The organism is Streptomyces sp. NPDC026522 (assembly GCF_055567555.1).
Genome location: NZ_JBVHQF010000009.1, coordinates 310184 through 330677 on the forward strand (window position 1 = coordinate 310184; position 20494 = coordinate 330677).

The window sequence follows — 20494 nt, forward strand, 5'->3', positions numbered from 1 at the left end:
ACCCCGTCCCGCAACGGAACGGTCAGCATCGGTCTCTCACCAGCGCACCCGGCTGCGCAGTCCTGTGAACCCATAGGCGCACAACAGGACGATCAACGACAACACCAGCGCGGTACCGACGGGTTGGACCATCATCCGCAGGACGCCCAGCACGAAGCGGTCGGCCTCGGGGGGCCAGTGCACCGCGGACACCCCGTGCAGCCGCGAGGCGATCCCGTCCGCCGGGTACGCGGACGGCCCGGCCAGCACCTTGCGCACCAGGGGTACGACCGCCACCGGTACGGCGAGCACCGCGGCCAGGCCGGCGGCCGTGGAGCGGAAGACGGCGGAGGCCAGGACGCCGGCCCAGGCGCAGCCCATCAGCAGCCCCGCCCAGCTCACGGCCGGGGCGATCCACGGCGCGGGCGGGCGCAGCGGGGCGGCTCCGAAGACCAGCCCCACGGCGCAGACGTCCGCGGTGAGGGCGAGGGCGCCGAGCAGCAGGGCCAGGGCGGAGCAGACGCCCAGTTTGGCGGTGAGCAGTCCCAGCCTGCGCGGCACGGTGCCGCGGGCCGCCGCCAGGGCGGGGTAGCGGTACTCCTCGCCGAAGGCCAGGGCGCCGAGGAGTCCGGCGCCCAGGGCAGCGGGCGGCAACGGCAGCAGTTCGGGCCACGCGGCGAGCATCCGGTCGCGCGGGGCCGTGCCGGTCCGGGCGAGCAGTACGGCGGTGATCGCGGAGACCGCGATCACCACGGCCGCCGTGAGCCAGGGCGTGGCGGTTCCGAAGACGCGGTGCAGCTCGTAGCGCAGGGGGCGCAGCGGGCCGCTCACCCGGCGGACCGTCGAGACCGGAAGCCCGGGACGGACGTCCTGAGCGCGGCCGGGGTCCGGCGAGCGGTCCTGGCCGGTGGCCGAGGACCCTGCCCAGGCGCCGGCCGGGGAGGCTGCGGGGTGCTCGGGACCGGCGGGGGCGGCAGGGACGGCGGATGTGGCGCGGGCCTCGGGGGCGAGGTGCTGCCCGGCCTCCTGGCGCGCCTCCGCCAGGGCGTCGATCCGCACTTCGGCGCGGGCTTCGGCGGTCCGGGCATCGGCACGGGCTGCGGCGCCGGCTTCGGAGCGGGCCTGTGGGACGGGCCGGGCCGGTGCTCCCGCTTCCCCCACGTCCCCGGCGTCTCCGGTCTCGTCGGCGAGCTGGTGGACCAGTACCCCGTTGCGGAACGCGGCTTCGCCGACCTCCGCGCAGTTGCTGCCGTACACGGAGAGGCGGGTACCGCTCTCCGTGACGATTTCCACGGCTCGCTGGGCCGCCCGGGCCTCGCGTCCGAGTACGTCGGCCAGCCGGGCCGCGTGCGGGGTGCGTACGGCCACCCTCGGCCGGAGCCGGGTACGGGCGAAGTCCGCGGCGTCCTGGTCTGCGACGAGCCGGCCCGCCTCGATGGAGACGACCCGGTCGGCACCGCGGGCGGCCTCCTTGGCGTCGTCGGTGGTGAAGAGCACCGCACCGCCGAGGGAGGCGTGCCGGCGCAACAGCCCGTACAGCCAACTGCGTTCGCGCGCGGACAGTTCGGCGGCCGGCTCGTCGAGGAGCAGCGTGCAAGGGTCGGCGAGGAGCGCCGCCGCGAGTGCGAACCGGCGCTCCATCGCGCGCGAGAGCGAACCGAGCCGGTGGTCGCGCAGGCCGGCGATGCCGACGACCTCCAGCATGGTGTCGGCCCGGGAGGCCGGCACCCCGGCGGCGGCGCAGAGCATCCGCAGCTGGTTGCGGACGGTCCGCGACGGGTTGCCGGGCACGTCCCCGAGCAGCACGCCGACCTCACGGCCGGGTTGCGGGACCCGGTGCAGCGGGCGGCCCCGGAAGTAGGTGACGCCGCGGCCCGGTTCGAGTTCGAGCATGAGCCGCAGCGCGGTGGTCTTGCCCGAGCCCGGTTCGCCGAGCAGGGCGGTCACGCGCCCGGGGCGCGCCTCGAAGGTGAGGTCGTCCACGGCGGGCGGGAGGTCTCGGCGGGGTGTGCTGGTGAGTCCGATGGCCTGGAGCATCGCTTCTCTCGCGGGGGGTGAGACCGCTCTGCGGCAGGGTGGGTACCGCCAGCAAGATAACGCGATATGTCCGATTTTCCAGGTAGCCGGTCCGCGGGCCCGCCCGTGTCGCGGCGCGAGCCCGTCGCACCGGGAGCGAGCCGGCCGAGCAGGGGCGGGGGCTGGCCGGGAAGCTGCCGGGCGGCCGCCGGCCGGGGCGGGGCGAGCCGAGTGGGGGCCGGCCGGGCCCTGCTGGTGGAGCGTCAGATCTCGGGGCGCAGCATCGGCGGGTTGAGCAAGGTCGCCCCGCCGGCCCGGAACAGCTGGGCCGGGCGGCCGCCCTGACGGGTCGTGGTCCCTCCGGCCGGCACCAGGAACCCGGGGGTCCCGGTGACCTTCCGGTGGAAGTTGCGGGGGTCGAGCGCCACGCCCCACACGGCCTCGTAGACCCGGCGCAGTTCACCGACCGTGAACTCCGGCGGGCAGAAGGCCGTGGCCAGCGAGGAGTACTCGATCTTGGAGCGGGCCCGCTCCACCCCGTCCGCAAGGATCTGGGCGTGGTCGAAGGCGAGCCCCGCGGAGGCCTGCTCACCGGCGGCGAGGAGCTCGTCGACGGGAGCCCAACGGGCGCTGTTGGCGTCGCCGCCCGCCCGGGGCGCCGGCAGGTCTGGGGCCAGGACCAGGTGCGCCACGCTGACCACCCGCATCCTGGGGTCGCGCTTCGGGTCCCCGTAGGTGGCGAGCTGTTCGAGGTGCGCGCCGTTGTCCACACCCGGGGCACCCGGATCGTGCGCGCACAGGCCGGTTTCCTCGGAGAGCTCCCTGGCCGCGGCCGCCGCCAGGTCTTCCTCGGCGCGCACGAAGCCGCCGGGCAGGGCCCAGCGGCCCTGGAACGGCTGCTCACCCCGCCGGACGACCAGCGCGCAGAGCGCGTGGCGCCGTACGGTGAGCACGACCAGGTCGACGGTGACGGCGAAGGGCGGAAAGGCCGACGGGTCGTAGGGCGACATGCCGCGATCATAGTCGTCTGCCTGACGATAAACAGAGCTTTGCTGATCCCGGAAGCGGCGATCCGGAGCTTAGCCTCCCAGTTGGAGCGCATCAGCCGCCTCCTCCACCATGCCGAGCCCGAGACGGCTGACGCGTACGGCGAACGGTTCCCCGGCCACGCGCAGCCCCGACAGGCGCAGGGCGCCGAGCGGAGCGCCCGCGAGGGGTGCGAGGGCGACCGTGCCGGCGGGGGCGTCCGGGCGGATCCCGGCGAGCGCGGTCAGGACGTGGATCCCGGCCGCGGCGGCCACCGCAGCGGGGCGGCAGGCCGCCGGGTGCGGGAGGGGAGCACTGCCGGCGGTGCGCTGCTCTGCCGCGTACATCTCCGGCAGCCGGTAGCCGAACCTCTCCGCGGCGTCGAGCAGGCCCCGCAGCAGCCCGGCGGCCTCCTTCTCGAAGCCGGCCTGCGCCAGGGCCGCCACGGCGACCGCGCTCTCGTGGGCCCGTACGGCTCCGGTGCGGTGGCCGAAGGGGTTGTGACCCGGTTCCCGGGCCGCCATGCTGCGCAGGCCCCACCCCGAGTCCATGGCGGGGGCGCCGAGCAGCCGGGCGAGCTGCTCGGTGCGGACCCGGTCGAGCAGGCCCGGAGCCAGTCCGCCTCCGCCCAGCAGCCCGGTGTCCAGCAGGTGGGCGGCGGCCCCGGTCAGCCGGGGCAGCGGCCGCCCGTCGGGGTGCAGGGCGGCGGCCGGGCGGCCACCGTCGGGGCCGTCGATCCAGAACGCGGCCCGGAACCTGTCCCGCAGCCCGGCCGCCCACTCCCGCCAATCCCCCGCTCCGTCCCGCCCGCACCCGGCGAGCAGATCGGCGCCGAGCAGCGCGGCCCGGTGCGCGTGGGCCTGGGTTTCGCAGCGCCGGGGTCCCGGGGCGGGATCGGCCAGGAAGCCGTCCTGGCCCAGGGCACCGCGCAGCCAGCCGAGGCAGCGCTCGGCGGCCGGCAGCAGCCGGGTCACCTCCGCTTCGGGCAGCCCCCACCGCCGCGCTTCGGCCAGCACCGCCGGGAAGGCGAGGGTGGCCTCCGTTCCGGTGCAGCCGGGCGGCAGCTGCGGTCCGGCCCCGCGCAGCGGCCCGGGGATCTTTCCGGCGTCGGGCCCCTTTCCGGGGATCTGGGTCCGCGCCAGTGTCCGCAAGGTGGCCCCGGCCAGGCCGGTGCCGAGCGGCAGCGCCATCCGGGCGGCCCACAGCGACTCCGCCGGGGCCAGCCCGAGCCGCCAGGGCACCCCGGCCGCGACGAAGGCGTCCGCCGGGTCCGCGGGGTCCCGCAGGAGCAGGGCCCCCAGGTCCTCGACGCTGGTCCGGAACCAGGCTTCCGCCCGAGGGTCGTCCCCCTCGGCGCGCGCTTCGGACAGCGGGTTCGCCACCTGCCCGGCCGGGGCCCGCGCGGTGCGTTCGCCGGCGGTCCGCAGCTCGATGGTGCGGGATTCGCCGGGCCCCAGTTCGAGCTGCCAGCGCAGCAGGCCGGACGAGGCGAGCGCGTCGTCCGGGGCCGGCTCGGCGGTGGTGACGGCCTGCGCCCCACCGGCGCTCCAGCGCAACCCGGCGGCGTGCACCCCGGCGGGCAGCTCCGCTCCGGCCCGGCCGGCCGCCACCGCGGCCAGCTCCGCCAGGTCGGTGCCGAGCGAGAGCTCCACCGGCAGGCGTACCGGCCGGGCCGCGTAGCTGCGCAGGGTGATCCGCTCGGTGCCGTCGGCGTGGCGGACCCGCTCGATTCCGATGTCGGGGTCGGGGCCTGCCTCGGCGCCCGTGCGGACGGTGGCGGTGAAGGCCGCCCGGTCCGCCCCGAGGCTGCGCCCTTGGACGGCGACCGGATCGCGGCCCCCGACGCGCAGTACGCACCGGGAGAGCAGCCGGCGCCCCGCCCGGTAGATACCGTCGAGCCCCCGGCCGGTCAGTTGACCGTGCTCAGGCGAGATGACCAGGCAGGGCGCGGCGACGCAGATGACGGCGCCGTGCACGGGCGGCAACTCGGGCCTTCGGGCGGGAGGTACGGGGTGAGCCATGCGTCGCCTTGTCTGCGCTCCGGTCGGTTCCGCTGGTCGGCGGCGGGGCCGGTCACCCACCACCCCCCAGCGCAACGCCCCTACCCCCGGCCGGGTCACGGGCCCCGCCGCCGGTCCGGCCGCCGCCCGGCCGATGAGCCGCCCCCGGCGTTCCCGTATCCGAACCGGGAAACGCCGGAGATCCCGGCGATGCCCCGTCCGGCCCACGGGCCTCCGGGGTTCCGGGCAACGCCCCACGCGGCTCGCGGGACGCCGAAGATCCCGGCGATCCGCCACCCGGGCCGCGCACCGACGCAGGCCGGTGCGCGGCTCGGCCAGTGCCGGGAGCCGCCGGCCGCCTGGGCGGCGCGCGGCCGGGGCGGTGGCACCGCCGGCGCTCCCGATAAGGGCCGGCGGACCAGCCCCGCGGCCGCACAGGTGGCCCCGCGCAGCCGCGCCACCGGAGCCTGCCTACCCAGGGCGTGTTGCGAAGATCCCGCCTGCCCCGCGACGCCCGGGGCGTCCGCGCCCACTGGCGGAGCGCTCCGGAACCGTGCCCGGGCATCCCGGCGCAGGACACCATGCAGTCGCCCCGCCGATGTCTTCCGGTCCCGGTTCACTGGTCGCCCCCCGCGCTCCGGCGGGACTCGCGGCGCTCGGTCTTCGGGCGGCGGCCGGGCGGCCGGGTGCCGCCGGGCGGCCGGGTGCCGGCGACTGGCCGCTTGCGGCGCGGCTCCCGGCGCCTGCGCTCCTCCCGCAGGCACTCCCTGAGCCCCTCCGGGTCGATGCCCTCGTTGCAGGCGTGGTGGAGCAGCTGGGCGAACCGGTAATCGGCGTCGGCCCTGAGGGCGAGCCCGAGCGTGATCCGCGCGGTCGGTTCGTCCCCGGTGGACCAGGACACCCAGCCCGCCAGCGTCAGCGGGGCGGCGGCGTGTTCTCCGTACGCCCCGACGCAGCGCCGGGCGAGCGCCCGCCACAGCCGCAGGGCGGGCGCCGCCTCCTCGTCCTCCATCCATTCGGCGGCGATGTCGCGGATCTCGCGGTCCTGGAGGCCGATGATCACAGCGGCGGCCTCGTCGTGGCCGAGCAGTGCGTCGTCCCAGCCGTCGGCTCCCGGGCCGGTCTCGGCCGGTGGGGCGAGGGTCATGCGCCGCATCAGGGTCCTGGCCAGCGCGAGTGTCTCCGCACCGACCTCTTCCCGGCTCGCCCCGTCAAGGATCTTCGGCACCAGGGCGACGGCGGCGCGTTCCAGGGCCTTTTCCTGCTCGACGGCTTCCGCTCCGCCCAGAGGTGCCAGCCGGCCCTCGATCTCCTTGAGGGATCCCCGGACCTGGATTCCGGCGAAGGTGGCCGCCGCGGCCATGACCGAGGTGCCCGGCAGGGCCATCGGATTGCCTTCCGCCGGGCAGCAGCGTTCGTCGGGACAGGTGTAGGACCAGTAGCGGCCGCCGGAGAGGCACAGGGCCTCCAGGACCGGCACGTCGAGCGCCCCGCAGGCCAGCCGCAACCGGTGGGCGAGCGGCCGCAGGCGGGTCATCACCCGCTGCGCGCTCTCGCCGCCGAGCGGGTCCTGGCAGAGGTAGACGACGATGCCGTCGGGCTTTCCGTCCCGGCGCTCACTGCCCCGGATCAGGGTTTCGGCGACCTGTCGGGCGGTGTCCTCCCATTCCGAGGGCGCCGCGGGGATGCCGACCCGGAGCCGGCCGCCGAAGCGACCGCCTTCGCCGTGTACGGCGACCAGGACCAGCGAGTCCGTCGGGTGGAAGCCGAGCATGTAGGGCAGGGCATCGGCCAGCTCGGCCGGGCTGCGCAGGGTGATCTGGGTTGCCGTGGTCGATCCGGACGGGGTGGTGGGCCGCCGTCCGGCCGGACTGGGTGATTCGTGGTTCTTCGTCATGCGTCGACGGTCCCGCGCCTGACTCATTTCCCGAAAGCCCTGTGGATAACTCCAAGACCCGTCCGGGTTTCAACATCCACAGGCGCAGAGCGGCATTGGCGCGATGTCGGAGGCATCGGGTTGCATGGGGGCATGAACGCAGACCTGAGATCCTCGGCCGATTCCGTACTCGCCCGCCTGGTGGGCGATGCCACGGGCACCGCGCGGCTGCGCGAGGACCAGTGGCGGGCGATCGAGGCCCTCGTCGCGCACAAGCGGCGGGCGCTGGTGGTGCAGCGCACCGGCTGGGGCAAGTCCGCGGTCTACTTCGTGGCCACCTCGCTGCTCCGCGCGAGCGGAGCGGGCCCGACGGTGATCGTCTCCCCGCTGCTCGCCCTGATGCGCAATCAGGTCGAGGCCGCCGCCCGGGCGGGCATCCACGCCCGCACCATCAACTCCGCCAACCCCGAGGAATGGGAAGGAATCCAGGCCGAGGTCGCGGCGGGCGAGGTGGACGTCCTCCTGGTCAGCCCGGAGCGGCTCAACAACCCGGACTTCCGGGATCAGGTCCTTCCCAAGCTGTCCGCCGCCACGGGCCTCCTCGTGGTGGACGAGGCGCACTGCATCTCCGACTGGGGGCACGACTTCCGCCCCGACTACCGGCGGCTGCGCACCATGCTGGCCGACCTCCCGCCCGGCGTACCCGTGCTGGCCACCACCGCCACGGCGAACGCCCGGGTGACCGCCGATGTCGCCGAGCAGTTGGGGACCGGCGCCGGCACCGACGCCCTGGTGCTGCGCGGCCCGCTGGACCGGGAGAGCCTGAGCCTGTCGGTACTCGCCCTTCCCGACGCGGCGCACCGGCTGGCCTGGCTCGCCGACCACCTCGGCGAGCTCCCCGGTTCCGGGATCATCTACACGCTGACCGTGGCCGCCGCCGAGGAGGTCACGGCCTACCTGCGCCACCGGGGGCACACGGTCTCCTCGTACACGGGCAAGACCGAGAACGCCGACCGCGAGCAGGCCGAGAACGATCTCCAGGCCAACCGTGTCAAGGCCCTCGTCGCGACTTCCGCCCTGGGGATGGGCTTCGACAAGCCCGACCTGGGTTTCGTGGTGCACCTGGGCTCGCCCTCCTCCCCCATCGCCTACTACCAGCAGGTCGGCCGCGCCGGCCGTGGCGTGGAGCATGCCGAAGTGCTGCTGCTGCCGGGCCGTGAGGACGAGGCCATCTGGCAGTACTTCGCCTCGGTGGCCTTCCCGCCCGAGGAGCAGGTGCGCCGCACCCTGGACGTACTCGCCCAGGCGGGGCGGCCGTTGTCGCTCCCGGCGCTGGAACCACTGGTCGACCTGCGGCGCACCCGCCTGGAGACGATGCTCAAGGTGCTGGATGTGGACGGCGCCGTACACCGGGTCAAGGGCGGCTGGACGTCGACGGGCGAACCATGGGCCTACGACGCCGAACGCTATGCGTGGGTGGCCCGGCAGCGGGCTGCCGAACAGCAGGCGATGCGTGACTACGCGTCGACGACGGGATGCCGGATGGAGTTCTTGCGCCGCCAGTTGGACGACGAGGAAGCGGCGCCCTGTGGCCGCTGCGACAACTGCGCGGAAGCCCGCTTCACGGCCGAGGTCTCCGGCACCGCCCTGGAAACCGCCCGGGGTGAACTGGGCCGCCCCGGTGTGGAACTGGAGCCCCGGAAGATGTGGCCGACCGGCCTCGCGGCCGTGGGCGTGGACCTCAAGGGCCGTATCCCGGCCGGGGAACAGGCCTCCACCGGCCGTGCGCTCGGCCGGCTCTCCGACATCGGCTGGGGCAACCGGCTGCGCCCCATGCTGGCGCGACAGGCACCCGACCAGCCGGTTCCGGACGATGTCGCGCAAGCCGTGGTCGCGGTGCTCGCCGACTGGGCCCGAGGACCGGGCGGTTGGGCTTCGGGAGCCGCGGACGCTCCCGCCCGCCCGGTGGGCGTCGTCGCGTTGCCCTCGCGCAGCCGTCCGCAGCTCGTCGGGTCACTGGCCGCGCGGATCGCCGAGGTCGGGCGCATGCCGCTGCTCGGAGCGCTCTCCTACACGGACGAGGCCCCGGAGTTCGGCCTTCCCTCCTCCAACAGCGCCCAGCGCGTCCGGGGACTCCATCTCGCCTTGACCGTGTCTCCTGCCCTGGCTGCGATGCTGGCGCAGGTGGGGGGACCCGTGCTCCTCGTGGACGACCGCGCCGAGAGCGGCTGGACACTTGCCGTGGCCGCCCGGCTGCTGCGGCGGGCGGGAGCGAAGGAGGTGTTCCCCCTGGTGCTGGCCCTCCAGCCATGAGGAATGCGTCGGACACGGCGTGCCGGGGCAAGGATATGAACGGCATACCGGCGAATTCCGGTCGGCGGCCGCAAATGCTCATTGCCCCACGCTCGCGCACCACGCGAGAATCGGAGAGCTCCCGCTCGGCTCGTCGGCAGTCTCCACGGCCGTGCCGCGGCGCGCCCACATCCCAGCCGTGCCCGTCCGCGGGCGTGTACCCGAAGGGAGGACCGTGACCATCGGATTCGCCCCGCCCTCGACCACGTCCCTGACCACGGCCACCGGCGGCGCCAGCCGGCACGGCAGACTGCTGGAACCCGCCGAGTGGTCGGCGTCAGGGGTGCCCCTGCTGAGCAATCCGCGCGAGGTCGTCAGCGGGCTGCACTCCCGGCACCACCCGGTGCCGTCCACGGCGGTGATCGCCGTGCTCGACCCGGAGGAACGGCTGGTGGCGAGCGCCTCGTTCGTGCAGCGGTCGGTGTCGGCCGACGGCTGGGAGTACCGCAACGCCCTGCTGTCCCGGCTGCGCCGCGTCCTGCCGCACGACCTGCGGCGCCGGACCCCCGTGCGCACGGCGGTGCTGCTGTACTGCCGTGAGGGCGACGAGCGGTGGACCGAGGAGGACGGCGCCTGGATGTGGGGGCTGCGCGACGCGTGCACCCTGCACGGGCTGCGCTGCGGCGCGTACATCACGCTGACCCGTGGGGGCTGGCAGGTGCTCGGCGAGGGCCGCGGCGGCCGCAGCCCCAGCTCGGACTCCCGCCCGGAGTTCCTCGGCGCCATCTCGGCCGAACCGGCCCAGACGCCCCTGCGCACCGGTGGGGGCGCAGCCGAAGCCCTGCGGCACACCGCCGCGCGCTGAAGCCGAACTCCCGGGCGCGGCACCGGCCAGCTCCGCCGAGCCGGAGCCGGCGGCGCGCTCAGGGCGCGGGGCTACAGCGGGGCCGACGCCCGGCCCGCCCCGCTCTCCCCGCCCGTACCGGAGTACGGGCCGTCAGACGCCGGCGCCGAGCACGGAGTTGATCTGCTGCGCGTCGCCGCACACGATCAGCAGCGCACCGGCCCGGGCGAGCGCGACCGGAAGCGCACCGGCCACCGCGCCGGCCTGACCGCCATTGGCCGCGAAGACCACGACGGGACGGCCCGCGGCGCGCCCGGCCTGCGCCGCGTCCGCGTAGAACACGTCGTCCCGGGCATCGTGCTGGGCCCAGTACGCGGCCTCACCGAAGGACAGTTCGTGCGCGGCCCACGGGTGCGGGTCGCCGGTGGTGAGCACCAGGATGTCGCCGGGCGCGCGCCCGGTGTCGAGCAGCAGGTCGACGGCCTCTTCGGCCGCGTCCAGCGCGCCCTCGGCGGAGGCCGGGATCAGCTGGACCTGGGGCACCGCCGCCGAGACGGACGGTGCGGTGGGGGCTGCGGGAACGGGCCCGGTGGTGGCCTGCGCCGTACGCTGCGCGGGCGGAGCGGGCCTGGGGGCGGCGCCTCCCGCGCGGCTCGCCGCCGCGGGGGTGGGCCCGGGGCGGCCGGGCCGCGGTACGGCGGCGGGACGCGGACCAGGTACGGGACGGGGGGTCTGCGCGGTGCGGCTCGCGGCCGGCGTGACGCGGGGACCCTGGGCACTCTCGTGAATCTGAGGCTCCTCGGGGTGAGAGGCATGAGTTGACATCTATCAAACACCGGTACGAAACGTACCGGCGGATGGCACGTGGACGCGATCAGAAATCGAAGCCGAGTTGGCCTCCGTTTTCCAGCTCCGCCGATTCCTCGCTGCGGCGCACCTTCTTGAGGTGCCGCCACTGGGGCAGCGCGTCAAGGTACGACCACGAGAGCCGGTGGTACGGGGTGGGTCCCAGCTCCTCCAGGGCCGCCCGGTGCACGGGCGAGGGGTAGCCGGCGTTGGCGGCGAACGCGAAGTCCTTGACCGCGCGGACCTGTTCGCCGAGTTCGGCCATCATCCGGTCGCGCCGGACCTTGGCGATCACGGAGGCCGCGGCGACCGCGACACAGGACTGGTCGCCCTTGATCACCGTACGGACCCGCCAGGGCGGGCCGAGATAGTCGTGCTTGCCGTCGAGTATCACCGCGTCGGGCCGCACTGGCAGGGCCTCCAGGGCCCGCACCGCCGCGAGTCGCAGCGCGGCGGTCATGCCCAGCTCGTCGATCTCCTCCGGCGAGGCGTGCCCCAGACCGTGGGCGGTGACCCAGCCCTCCAGGATGTCGAGCATCGCGTCCCGGCGCTTGGGGGTCAGCAGTTTGGAGTCGGTGAGTCCCGCGGGCGGCCGGCGCAGACCGGTGATCGCCGCGCACACGGTGACCGGACCGGCCCAGGCCCCTCGTCCGACCTCGTCGACCCCGGCGATGACCTTGGCGCCGGTGGTTGCACGGAGGGAGCGCTCGACGGTGTGGGTGGGTGCTTCGTACGGCATGGCGCCAGCAAGGGTACGCCGCCCCGCGCCGCATGCACACCCCGCCCCGGGCCGGGGGCGGGGCCGAAGTCCCCCGCGGCCTCACACCCGGAGCATCGGCACCATCACCTGGTCGATCAGCTGGGCGATGTCCCGGTCGCCCCATTCGCTTCCGTACATCTTCGCTCGATACATCAGCATTGCGGGAATCACGTCGACAATGAGCGGAATGTTCGCGTCCGATCGGACTTCTCCCCGCTCGATCCCCCGCTGCACAAGCGTCTGGATCAACGCCTGCGCCGGTTCGTGCAGTCCGCTCCGGATCACAACGCGGAACTGGTCCGCGTGGTCGTGGTCGCATTCGTGAAGCACCGCACGCAGCGCCACACCGGCGCGCGACCGCATCACGTCACACATCCACGCGCACAGCCCGTAGAGGTCGTCACGGATCGACCCGGTGTCCGGAATCCCTTCCATCGGCGGCAGTCCAGCCCTCAGCACCTCGGCCACGAGCGCGGCCTTGGACGGCCAGCGCCGGTAGAGCGCCGCCTTCCCGGTCCGTGCGGCGGCGGCGACGCCTTCCATCGTGAGCGCGTTCCAGCCGACGGTGCTCAGCTGCTCCAGGGCCGCGTCCAGGATGGCCCGTTCGAGTTCCGGGCCCCTTCTGCGCCCCGGCGGCACCTCCGACCAGCGGGAACCCGTCATGCTCCATACCTCCGACCGGCCCGCGCGCGCATCGCACGTATTTTCAGCCTTAGTGAACGCTTGCGTTCACTAAATGTAGCTCCTACCGTGGGTCGCCAGTGAACGGATGCGTTCACTATTTCACTTCGGGGGGATCCTCAGTGACAAGCGTTCAACTCGAAAAACCCCGGATACCCGGGGCCGCGCGCCATCCCGGCCGTCCCGGCGTGGCACTCGCGGTGATCGCCGCCTGCCAGCTGATGGTCGTGCTCGACGCGACGATCGTGAACATCGCGCTCCCGCACATCCAGACCGCGCTCGCGTTCTCCACCACCGATCTGTCCTGGGTGCTCAGCGCCTACACCCTCACCTTCGGCGGTCTGCTCCTGCTCGGTGGCCGGGCCGGCGACATCCTCGGCCGGCGCCGGGTCTTCATGACCGGAATCCTGCTCTTCACCCTCGCCTCCCTCCTCGGCGGATTCGCCCAGGAGCCCTGGCAGCTCCTGGCCGCCCGCGCCCTCCAGGGAGTCGGCGGCGCCATCGCCTCACCCACCTCGCTGGCCCTGATCACCACGACTTTTGCCGAAGGTCCGGAGCGCAACCGGGCGTTCGGCGTGTTCGCGGCCGTCTCGGCCGGCGGCGGCGCGATCGGCCTGCTGGCCGGCGGCATGCTGACGGAATGGCTCGACTGGCGCTGGGTCCTCTTCGTCAACGTGCCGATCGGAGTCCTGATCGCCGTCCTCGCCCCGCTGTTCATCAGCGAGTCCGAACGCCACCCGGGCCGGTTCGACATCGCCGGGGCGCTCACCTCCACCGGCGGCATGGCCTCGCTGGTCTACGGGTTCATCCGCGCGTCCGAGGACGGGTGGCGCGACTCGCTCACCATCGGCTCCTTCGCCGCCGCGGTGGTGCTGCTCGCGCTGTTCGTCGTCATCGAGTCCCGGGCGCGGGAACCCATCATCCCGCTGCGCATGTTCGCCGACCGCAACCGCGCCGGCACGTACGTGATCATGCTCGGCCTCGCCGCGGCGATGTTCGGCATGTTCTTCTTCATCGTCCAGTTCGTGCAGAACGTGCTCGGCTTCTCACCGATCCAGTCCGGTCTCGGCTTCCTGCCCGTGACCGTCGCGATCGTCACCGCCGCCGGGCTCTCACAGCGGTTCCTGCCCCGCTTCGGACCCAAGCCGTTCATGGTCGCCGGGTCGGCGCTCACCGGTTCGGGCCTGGCCTGGCTGAGCTTCATCGACACCGACAGCTCGTACGTCTCCGGGGTGCTCGGACCGATGGTGCTGTTCGGCTTCGGCATGGGCCTGAACTTCGTGACCCTCACCCTCACCGCCGTATCCGGGGTGGCTCCGCGCGAGGCGGGCGCCGCCTCGGGGCTGCTCAACGCGAGCCAGCAGGTCGGCGGCTCGCTGGGCCTGTCGATCCTGGTCACCGTCTTCGGCACCGCCAGCCGGGACGAGGCCGCCAAGCAGCTCCCGGCCTTCATGACGCAGGCGGACCCCGGTCAGCTGGCCGCCTTCAAGGCGACCGGCCGGCTGCCCGACCCGTGGGGCGACCTCGTCCTGACCCAGGGCATCTCCACCGCGTTCCTGGCCGCCGTGGCGATGGCGGGGCTCGCCCTCGCCACCGCCCTGCTGGTGATCCGGGTACGCAAGAGCGACCTGGAGGCCCTCAACGGGGCCGCCGCCGAGGCCGGTCCGGCGGCCTGAGCCGGTCAGGCCGTACGCGGCCCGGGCGCCCGGAGCCATCCGGCGCCCGGGCCGCGTACGCGTGGGCGCTACGGAGCCACCCGGCGGCCGCGGGCCCGAGCCGCCCGGTTCCTCAGCGCGGCGCCTCCGGCAGCCACGCCGGCAGGGCCTCGGTCCGCGCCAGCCAGGCCTGCGGCAGCACCGCGTCACCACGCGCGCCCAGCACCCCGCCGACGATCGCACACGTCGTGTCCACGTCCCCGCCCACCTGGGCGGTGGTCCAGAACGCCCGCTCGTAGTCGTCCAGCGAGCGCGCCGCCGACCACAGGGCGAACGGCACCGTGTCATGGGCACTGGTGCGCCGGCCGCAGCCCAGGACCGCCGCGACCGTGGTGGCGTCGCCGTAGTCCAGCATGTCCCGCGCCCGCCGCAGCCCAGCGCCCACCGCGCTGCGCGGGACCAGCGCGATGACCCCGTCCAGCAGGTCGGCCGCCTTGGGCGGCCCCGCGGCGGCCGCCGCGAACGCGGCCGCCGCGGCGACGGCCATCGCCCCGCACACCGCCTCGCGGTGCTGGTGGGTGGTGTACGCGGAGATCTCGGCCTGGTGCGTGGCCTGCTCGGGATCGTCCGCGTACCAGGCGCCGAGCGGTGCGATGCGCATGGCGGCGCCGTTGCCCCACGAGCCCTGCCCGTTGAACAGCTCGGCCGCCAGGGTGCGCCAGTCCGCACCCTCACGGATCAGACGCAGCATCCGGTTGACGGCGGGCCCGTAGCCGCGGTCGAAGTCGTGGTGGCGGGCGAACGACCCGGCCAGCGCGTCCTGGTCCATCCGGCCGTGCTCGGCGAGGACGGCCAGCACCGAGCAGGCCATCTCGGTGTCATCGGTCCACTGCCAGGTCTCGCTGCCCACGGGCAGCTCGCGCCGCTTGAGCAGCGGGTAGTTCACGGGGACGAAGTACTGGGAGCCCAGCGCGTCCCCCAGGGCCAGCCCGCGAAGGCTGGACATGGCGCGTGCGTAGCGCCTCTCGGGAGCGGAGTCAGCGGTCATTGCGCGTCACTTTAGTCGTCCAGGTCGTAAGGCTCAGGTGTGGTCCAGCGCTCAAACGGGCGGTCCAGCCGGTAGCGGCCGTCCGGCCCCAGCAGGAGTGTCCGGTATTCGCCGTTCCCCGGGTTGGACAGGGCCTCGAACTCGGCCACCGACCAGTGGAACCAGCGCATGCAGAACAGCCGCATCGTCAGTCCGTGCGTCACGAGGAGCACGTTCTCCGGGTGGTCGGGGGCCTCGAAACTGCGGTACAGGCTCTCCAGGAAGGAACCGACCCGGTCGTACACGTCGGCGCCCGACTCACCCTGGGCGAAACGGTAGAAGAAGTGCCCGTAGGCGTCCCGGTACGCCTTCTGCAGGCGTACGTCGTCGTTGTCCTGCCAGTTCCCCCAGTCCTGCTCGCGCAGCCGCGGTTCCTCGCGCATGCGGACCCGTGTGGGGTCCAGCCGCAGCTCGCGGAAGGTCTGCAGGGTGCGGCGGTAGGGGGAGACGTAGGCGCTGATGCGCTCGTCCCCGAACAGTTCGCGCAGCCGGGCGCCGGCCTGCCGGGCCTGCTCGCGCCCGGCGGGCGTCAGCCGCAGGGCGTGGTCGGGCTCCCGCTCGTACACCGTGTCATCGGCATTGCCCTGGGATTCCCCGTGCCGGACGAGGACGATGCGCCGTGGTCGTACCATTCCACGACCCTATTCGGCCAACGGCGCGGGTTTCGAACGGGCACGCCGTTCAGGCAGCTGTTCGTCTTACGGTCATACCGTCCAGGTGGGTTCGAGGTCGACGACGTCTCCCGTGAGCGCCTCCACGTCCGCCTCGGTCTGGGCGCGCAGCGACAGCCGCTCGACCCGCTCCTGCCGGTACTTGCCGTGCTCGGCGGCCGCCCGCCACATGGACAGCACCAGGAACTCCCGCCCCGGGGCTTCGCCGAAGAGGCCGCGGATCATGCCGGGCGACCCGGCCATGGCCGGGTTCCAGACCTTCTCCTGCATCAGGGCGAAGTGCTCGACGCGCCCCTCCCGCACCCGGGTATGGGCGACCCGCACCACGTCGGCGTCGGAGAAACGCGGCTCGAAACCGGTCTTCACATCGAAGCGGTAGTCGAAGAGCGTGACCCGGGCATCGGTGAAGGTGCCGTTCTGGGAGGCGGCCAGCCGGTCGTGCGAGCGCGCCATGAAGGAGTCGTAGAAGGAACGGCTCTCCCAGAACGCGAAGACGTGCGCCACCCCCTGCCGGCCCCGGCTCCATCCGCCGCCCTGCCCCCGGAATCCGGGCTCGCCCGGCAGCCCCGCCCATTTGCGCTGCCCGCGCTCGAACCCGCGTCGGTCCGTCACCGTGCAGCGAATCCACTTGACCAGCACCGCGCCATCGTACGGGCCCGGCGCGGCCCGGGTCAGTCCCCGGCGCGGAAGATCCGCACCAGATCAGCCGCGTCCCGCTCGGACAGCCGAAGGCCGAACTCCCGGTCGAGCAGGGGGATCAGCTCTTCCGCAGCCATGGTGCGCCGCACCACCCGCCCGTCGGGGTACCAGTGCGTGAGCTCGCGCCCCAGCAGGGCCACCCGCACGTCCGCGCCGGGCCGTTGGACTATGACCTTGCCGAGGAAGGCGGAGCGCGGGTGTGAGGAGCTGTAGTGGTTCAGCACCACGTAGTCGACCGGGTGGTACGGCTGCGGAGTGAAGGCGTAGAGGTCGCGCCAGGCCCCCTCCTGCAACCGGCGCAGGACGAGGACGTCCCCCTCCTCCTGGTACACGGCGTACGTGGACTCCCCCTGCCGCACCTCGGCGCCGGGCCGTCCGAGCGGGACGGGCTCGAACGGGCCCGGGTACCCGAACCCCGCGTCGCACAGCCAGGGTTCACCCTCCACGGTGACGACGAGGACGGCGTGCGTCACCGGCAGCAGGCTGTCTCCGCGGGCCCGGTTGCGGGCGCCGCGCCCCGAGACCTCGAAGCCGATCCGCTGGAGGGCGGCGGCCAGCAGCGAGTTCTGCTCGTAGCAGTAGCCGCCGCGGCGGCGGTGCACGAGCTTGTCCTGCAGTGTCTTGACGTCCAGCGCGACGGGGTGGCCGAGCGTGACGTCCAGGCTCTCGAAGGGAATGGTGGCGGTGTGGGCCCGGTGCACTGCGTACAACGTCTCCAGGTCGGGCCGTAGTTCCCGCCCCTGGCCTCCCCCTTCGCCGCCCGCACGGATGCCGATCCGGGCCAGATACGCGTCGAGGTCCAGCTCATCCCCGCTCCACATGGCTCTCCCACTCCCCCAGCGTGAAGTTCGGGGCCGCGGCGGTCGCCCCGCCCCCCGCCACCATGATCGTCGTGGCCGCCCGGCCACGCCAGCCCCTTCCGCCCCGCCCCGGACCGCCCCGGGGCGGGGTACGCGAAAGCGGGGACCGGCTCGCCGCCGGTCCCCGCTCCTCGGCTGCTCAGCAGCAGCCGTCAGCCGTCAGCCGTCAGCCCGTGATCAGCTGCAACCGCTGGTCGAGCCGCAGCCCTCGCAGATGTAGCAGGAGCCGGCGCGCTGCATCTTCGTACCGCAGGAGAAGCAGAGCGGGGCGTCGGCGGAGACGCCGAGCTGCATCTCGACGAGTTCGGCGCTGGAGTGCGCCGTCTTCGGGGCCGGGACCTGGACCGGCGCTGCGACGGCCGGCTTCGGCTCCGACCTGACCGCCGTGAGCGGGGCCGACTGGGCCAGCGACTCCGTGTCCAGCTCCTCCTCTTCCAGCGGCTCGTACGAGCCGGTGTCGAGGTGGCGCTGACGCTCCTCCGCGGTGTGGATGCCGAGCGCCGAGCGGGTCTCGAACGGCAGGAAGTCCAGCGCCAGGCGGCGGAAGATGTAGTCGACGATCGACTGCGCCATCCGCACGTCCGGGTCGTCCGTCATACCGGCCGGCTCGAAGCGCATGTTGGTGAACTTCGAGACGTAGGTCTCCAGCGGCACGCCGTACTGGAGGCCGACGGAGACGGCGATCGAGAAGGCGTCCATCATGCCCGCGAGGGTGGAACCCTGCTTGGACATCTTCAGGAAGACCTCGCCCAGGCCGTCGTCCGGGTAGGAGTTCGCGGTCATGTAGCCCTCGGCGCCACCGACCGTGAAGGAGGTGGTGATCCCCGGCCGGCCCTTCGGCAGGCGCTTGCGGACCGGGCGGTACTCGATGACCTTCTCGACCGCGGCGCGGATGGTGTCCTCCGCCTTGGCGGTGACCTCCTCCTTCTCCTCTTCCTTCTTCTTCGCGGAGAGGGGCTGGCCGACCTTGCAGTTGTCGCGGTAGATCGCGAGCGCCTTGACGCCCATCTTCCACGCCTCGAAGTAGATCTCCTCGATCTCCTCGACGGTCGCCGTCTCCGGCATGTTGACCGTCTTCGAGATCGCGCCGGAGATCCACGGCTGGATCGCGGCCATCATGCGCACGTGGCCCATCGGGGAAATGGAACGCTCGCCCATGGCGCAGTCGAAGATCGAGTAGTGCTCGGTCTTGAGACCCGGGGCGTCGACGACCACGCCGTGCTCGGCGATGTGGGAGACGATCGCCTCGATCTGCTCCTCCTGGTAGCCCAGGCGGCGCAGGGCCTGCGGGACGGTGCCGTTGACGATCTGCATCGAGCCGCCGCCGACGAGCTTCTTGAACTTGACCAGGGCCAGGTCCGGCTCGACACCGGTGGTGTCGCAGGACATCGCCAGACCGATGGTGCCGGTCGGGGCGAGGACGGAGGCCTGGGAGTTGCGGAAGCCGTTCTTCTCGCCGAGGCGCAGGACGTCCTGCCAGGCCTCGGTGGCCGCGGCCCAGATCGCGTTGTCCAGGTCCTCGGTGCGCGGCGCGACGGCGTTCGCGTCGGCGTGCTGTTTCATGACGCGCTTGTGCGACTCGGCGTTGCGGGCGTAACCGTCGTAGGGACCGACGATGGCGGCCAGCTCGGCGGAGCGCCGGTACGCCGTACCGGTCATCAGCGAGGTGATCGAGGCGGCGAGCGTGCGGCCGCCGTCCGAGTCGTAGGCGTGACCGGTGGCCATCAGCAGGGCGCCGAGGTTGGCGTAGCCGATGCCGAGCTGACGGAAGGCGCGGGTGTTCTCGCCGATCTTCTGCGTGGGGAAGTCCGCGAAGCAGATGGAGATGTCCATCGCGGTGATGACCAGCTCGACGACCTTCGAGAAGCGCTCGGCGTCGAAGGACTGGTTGCCCTTGCCGTCGTCGTTGAGGAACTTCATGAGGTTCAGCGACGCGAGGTTGCAGGACGTGTTGTCCAGGTGCATGTACTCGCTGCACGGGTTGGACGCGGTGATGCGGCCGGACTCGGGGCAGGTGTGCCAGTTGTTGATCACACCGTCGTACTGGATGCCCGGGTCGGCGCAGGCCCACGCGGCCTCGGCGAGCTTGCGGAAGAGCGCCTTGGCGTCGACCTTCTCGATGACCTCGCCGGTCATGCGGGCGCGCAGGCCGAACTCGGTGCCGTTCTCGACGGCCGTCATGAACTCGTCGTTCACGCGGACGGAGTTGTTGGCGTTCTGGTACTGGACGGACGTGATGTCGTCGCCGCCCAGGTCCATGTCGAAGCCCGCGTCACGCAGGGCGCGGATCTTCTCCTCTTCCTTCACCTTGGTGGCGATGAAGTCCTCGACGTCCGGGTGGTCCACGTCCAGGACGACCATCTTGGCCGCGCGGCGGGTGGCGCCGCCCGACTTGATCGTTCCTGCGGACGCGTCGGCGCCGCGCATGAAGGAGACCGGGCCGGAGGCGTTGCCGCCGGAGGAGAGGAGCTCCTTGGAGGAGCGGATGCGGGAGAGGTTCAGGCCGGCGCCGGAGCCGCCCTTGAAGATCATTCCCTCTTCCTTGTACCAGTCGAGGATCGACTCCATGGAGTCGTCGACGGCCAGGATGAAGCAGGCGGAGACCTGCTGCGGCTGGGGCGTTCCGACGTTGAACCACACCGGGGAGTTGAAGCTGAAGATCTGGTGCAGGAGGGCGTACGTCAGCTCGTGCTCGAAGATCTCGGCATCCGCGGGCGAAGCGAAGTAGTCGTAGTCCTCGCCGGCCTTCGTGTAGGTCTTCACGATCCGGTCGATGAGCTGCTTCAGGCCGGTCTCGCGCTGCGGGGTGCCGACCGCGCCGCGGAAGTACTTGCTCGTGACGATGTTGACCGCGTTCACCGACCAGAAGTCGGGGAACTCGACGCCACGCTGCTCGAAGTTGACCGAGCCGTCGCGCCAGTTGGTCATGACGACGTCACGGCGCTCCCAGCTCACCTCGTCGTACGGGTGCACGCCCGGGGTGGTGTGGATGCGCTCGATCCGCAGGCCGCTCTTGGCAGTCTTGGTTCCCTTGGCGCGGGAACCTCGTGCCGAGCCGCTCGCCGTCTCTGTCATGCCGCCTCCCATATGCGGGCAAAAACGCCCTGAAGTGCCAGCGATATTCCGCAGCACGGTGCCATGTGTCTGTATCTACGAATCTTCGAATCTCGCCTGGCCGACCGGGCCCGGGCCGCGCAGCGGC

The 20494-nt window shown here is 73.0% G+C and carries 15 protein-coding genes; 3 read left to right on the forward strand and 12 right to left on the reverse strand.

The window, feature by feature from the left end:
- Nucleotides 1–36: 36 nt before the first annotated feature.
- The 4 genes from ACZ4M3_RS24310 to ACZ4M3_RS24325 all read right to left on the reverse strand — a co-directional run bounded on the left by ACZ4M3_RS24310 (nucleotide 37) and on the right by ACZ4M3_RS24325 (nucleotide 6918).
- Nucleotides 37–2016, reverse strand: a complete 1980-nt coding sequence (locus ACZ4M3_RS24310) for an ATP-binding cassette domain-containing protein (protein ID WP_467735900.1) — start codon at nucleotides 2014–2016, stop codon at nucleotides 37–39.
- Nucleotides 2017–2258: 242 nt separating this feature from the next.
- On the reverse strand, nucleotides 2259–3005 hold the full coding sequence (locus ACZ4M3_RS24315; protein ID WP_467735902.1) for an NUDIX hydrolase: 747 nt from the start codon (nucleotides 3003–3005) through the stop codon (nucleotides 2259–2261).
- A 69-nt stretch (nucleotides 3006–3074) separates the two neighbouring features.
- Entirely contained in the window at nucleotides 3075–5042 is a 1968-nt protein-coding gene (locus ACZ4M3_RS24320; protein WP_467735904.1) for a glycogen debranching N-terminal domain-containing protein, read from the reverse strand.
- 595 nt (nucleotides 5043–5637) lie between these two features.
- The gene (locus ACZ4M3_RS24325) at nucleotides 5638–6918 is read right to left on the reverse strand and encodes a DUF4192 domain-containing protein (RefSeq protein ID WP_467735906.1); all 1281 of its coding nucleotides are present in this window, start codon (nucleotides 6916–6918) and stop codon (nucleotides 5638–5640) included.
- A gap of 132 nt (nucleotides 6919–7050) precedes the next feature.
- On the opposite strand from ACZ4M3_RS24325, the gene ACZ4M3_RS24330 reads away from it, so the two are divergent.
- Together ACZ4M3_RS24330 and ACZ4M3_RS24335 are read left to right on the forward strand one after the other, a co-directional pair.
- Nucleotides 7051–9210, forward strand: coding sequence for a RecQ family ATP-dependent DNA helicase (locus ACZ4M3_RS24330; protein WP_467735908.1), 2160 nt, complete (start codon nucleotides 7051–7053; stop codon nucleotides 9208–9210).
- 214 nt (nucleotides 9211–9424) lie between these two features.
- Nucleotides 9425–10054: a hypothetical protein gene (locus tag ACZ4M3_RS24335; RefSeq protein WP_467735910.1), complete on the forward strand. Its 630-nt coding sequence runs from the start codon at nucleotides 9425–9427 to the stop codon at nucleotides 10052–10054.
- A gap of 132 nt (nucleotides 10055–10186) precedes the next feature.
- On the opposite strand, the gene ACZ4M3_RS24340 is transcribed toward ACZ4M3_RS24335, so the two are convergent.
- The 3 genes from ACZ4M3_RS24340 to ACZ4M3_RS24350 all read right to left on the reverse strand — a co-directional run bounded on the left by ACZ4M3_RS24340 (nucleotide 10187) and on the right by ACZ4M3_RS24350 (nucleotide 12302).
- Entirely contained in the window at nucleotides 10187–10858 is a 672-nt protein-coding gene (locus ACZ4M3_RS24340; RefSeq protein ID WP_467735912.1) for a hypothetical protein, read from the reverse strand.
- A 49-nt stretch (nucleotides 10859–10907) separates the two neighbouring features.
- Complete coding sequence (locus tag ACZ4M3_RS24345) at nucleotides 10908–11618, reverse strand: ribonuclease HII (RefSeq protein WP_467735914.1); 711 nt, start codon at nucleotides 11616–11618, stop codon at nucleotides 10908–10910.
- An 81-nt stretch (nucleotides 11619–11699) separates the two neighbouring features.
- Complete coding sequence (locus ACZ4M3_RS24350; protein WP_467735916.1) at nucleotides 11700–12302, reverse strand: TetR/AcrR family transcriptional regulator; 603 nt, start codon at nucleotides 12300–12302, stop codon at nucleotides 11700–11702.
- Nucleotides 12303–12442: 140 nt separating this feature from the next.
- On the opposite strand from ACZ4M3_RS24350, the gene ACZ4M3_RS24355 reads away from it, so the two are divergent.
- Complete coding sequence (locus tag ACZ4M3_RS24355) at nucleotides 12443–13996, forward strand: MFS transporter (protein ID WP_467735918.1); 1554 nt, start codon at nucleotides 12443–12445, stop codon at nucleotides 13994–13996.
- Nucleotides 13997–14108: 112 nt separating this feature from the next.
- Here the strand turns inward: ACZ4M3_RS24355 and ACZ4M3_RS24360 are convergent, their stop codons facing one another.
- The 5 genes from ACZ4M3_RS24360 to ACZ4M3_RS24380 all read right to left on the reverse strand — a co-directional run bounded on the left by ACZ4M3_RS24360 (nucleotide 14109) and on the right by ACZ4M3_RS24380 (nucleotide 20367).
- Nucleotides 14109–15023: an ADP-ribosylglycohydrolase family protein gene (locus tag ACZ4M3_RS24360; protein ID WP_467735920.1), complete on the reverse strand. Its 915-nt coding sequence runs from the start codon at nucleotides 15021–15023 to the stop codon at nucleotides 14109–14111.
- Nucleotides 15024–15034: 11 nt separating this feature from the next.
- Nucleotides 15035–15694: a histidine phosphatase family protein gene (locus tag ACZ4M3_RS24365; protein ID WP_467735922.1), complete on the reverse strand. Its 660-nt coding sequence runs from the start codon at nucleotides 15692–15694 to the stop codon at nucleotides 15035–15037.
- 72 nt (nucleotides 15695–15766) lie between these two features.
- A complete protein-coding gene (locus ACZ4M3_RS24370; RefSeq protein ID WP_453352272.1) occupies nucleotides 15767–16372 on the reverse strand; it encodes a YdbC family protein in 606 nt (201 codons plus the stop codon).
- Between the two features lie 32 nt (nucleotides 16373–16404).
- The gene (locus ACZ4M3_RS24375) at nucleotides 16405–17253 is read right to left on the reverse strand and encodes an arylamine N-acetyltransferase family protein (RefSeq protein ID WP_467735924.1); all 849 of its coding nucleotides are present in this window, start codon (nucleotides 17251–17253) and stop codon (nucleotides 16405–16407) included.
- Between the two features lie 216 nt (nucleotides 17254–17469).
- A complete protein-coding gene (locus ACZ4M3_RS24380; protein ID WP_453357025.1) occupies nucleotides 17470–20367 on the reverse strand; it encodes a vitamin B12-dependent ribonucleotide reductase in 2898 nt (965 codons plus the stop codon).
- Nucleotides 20368–20494: the final 127 nt, after the last annotated feature.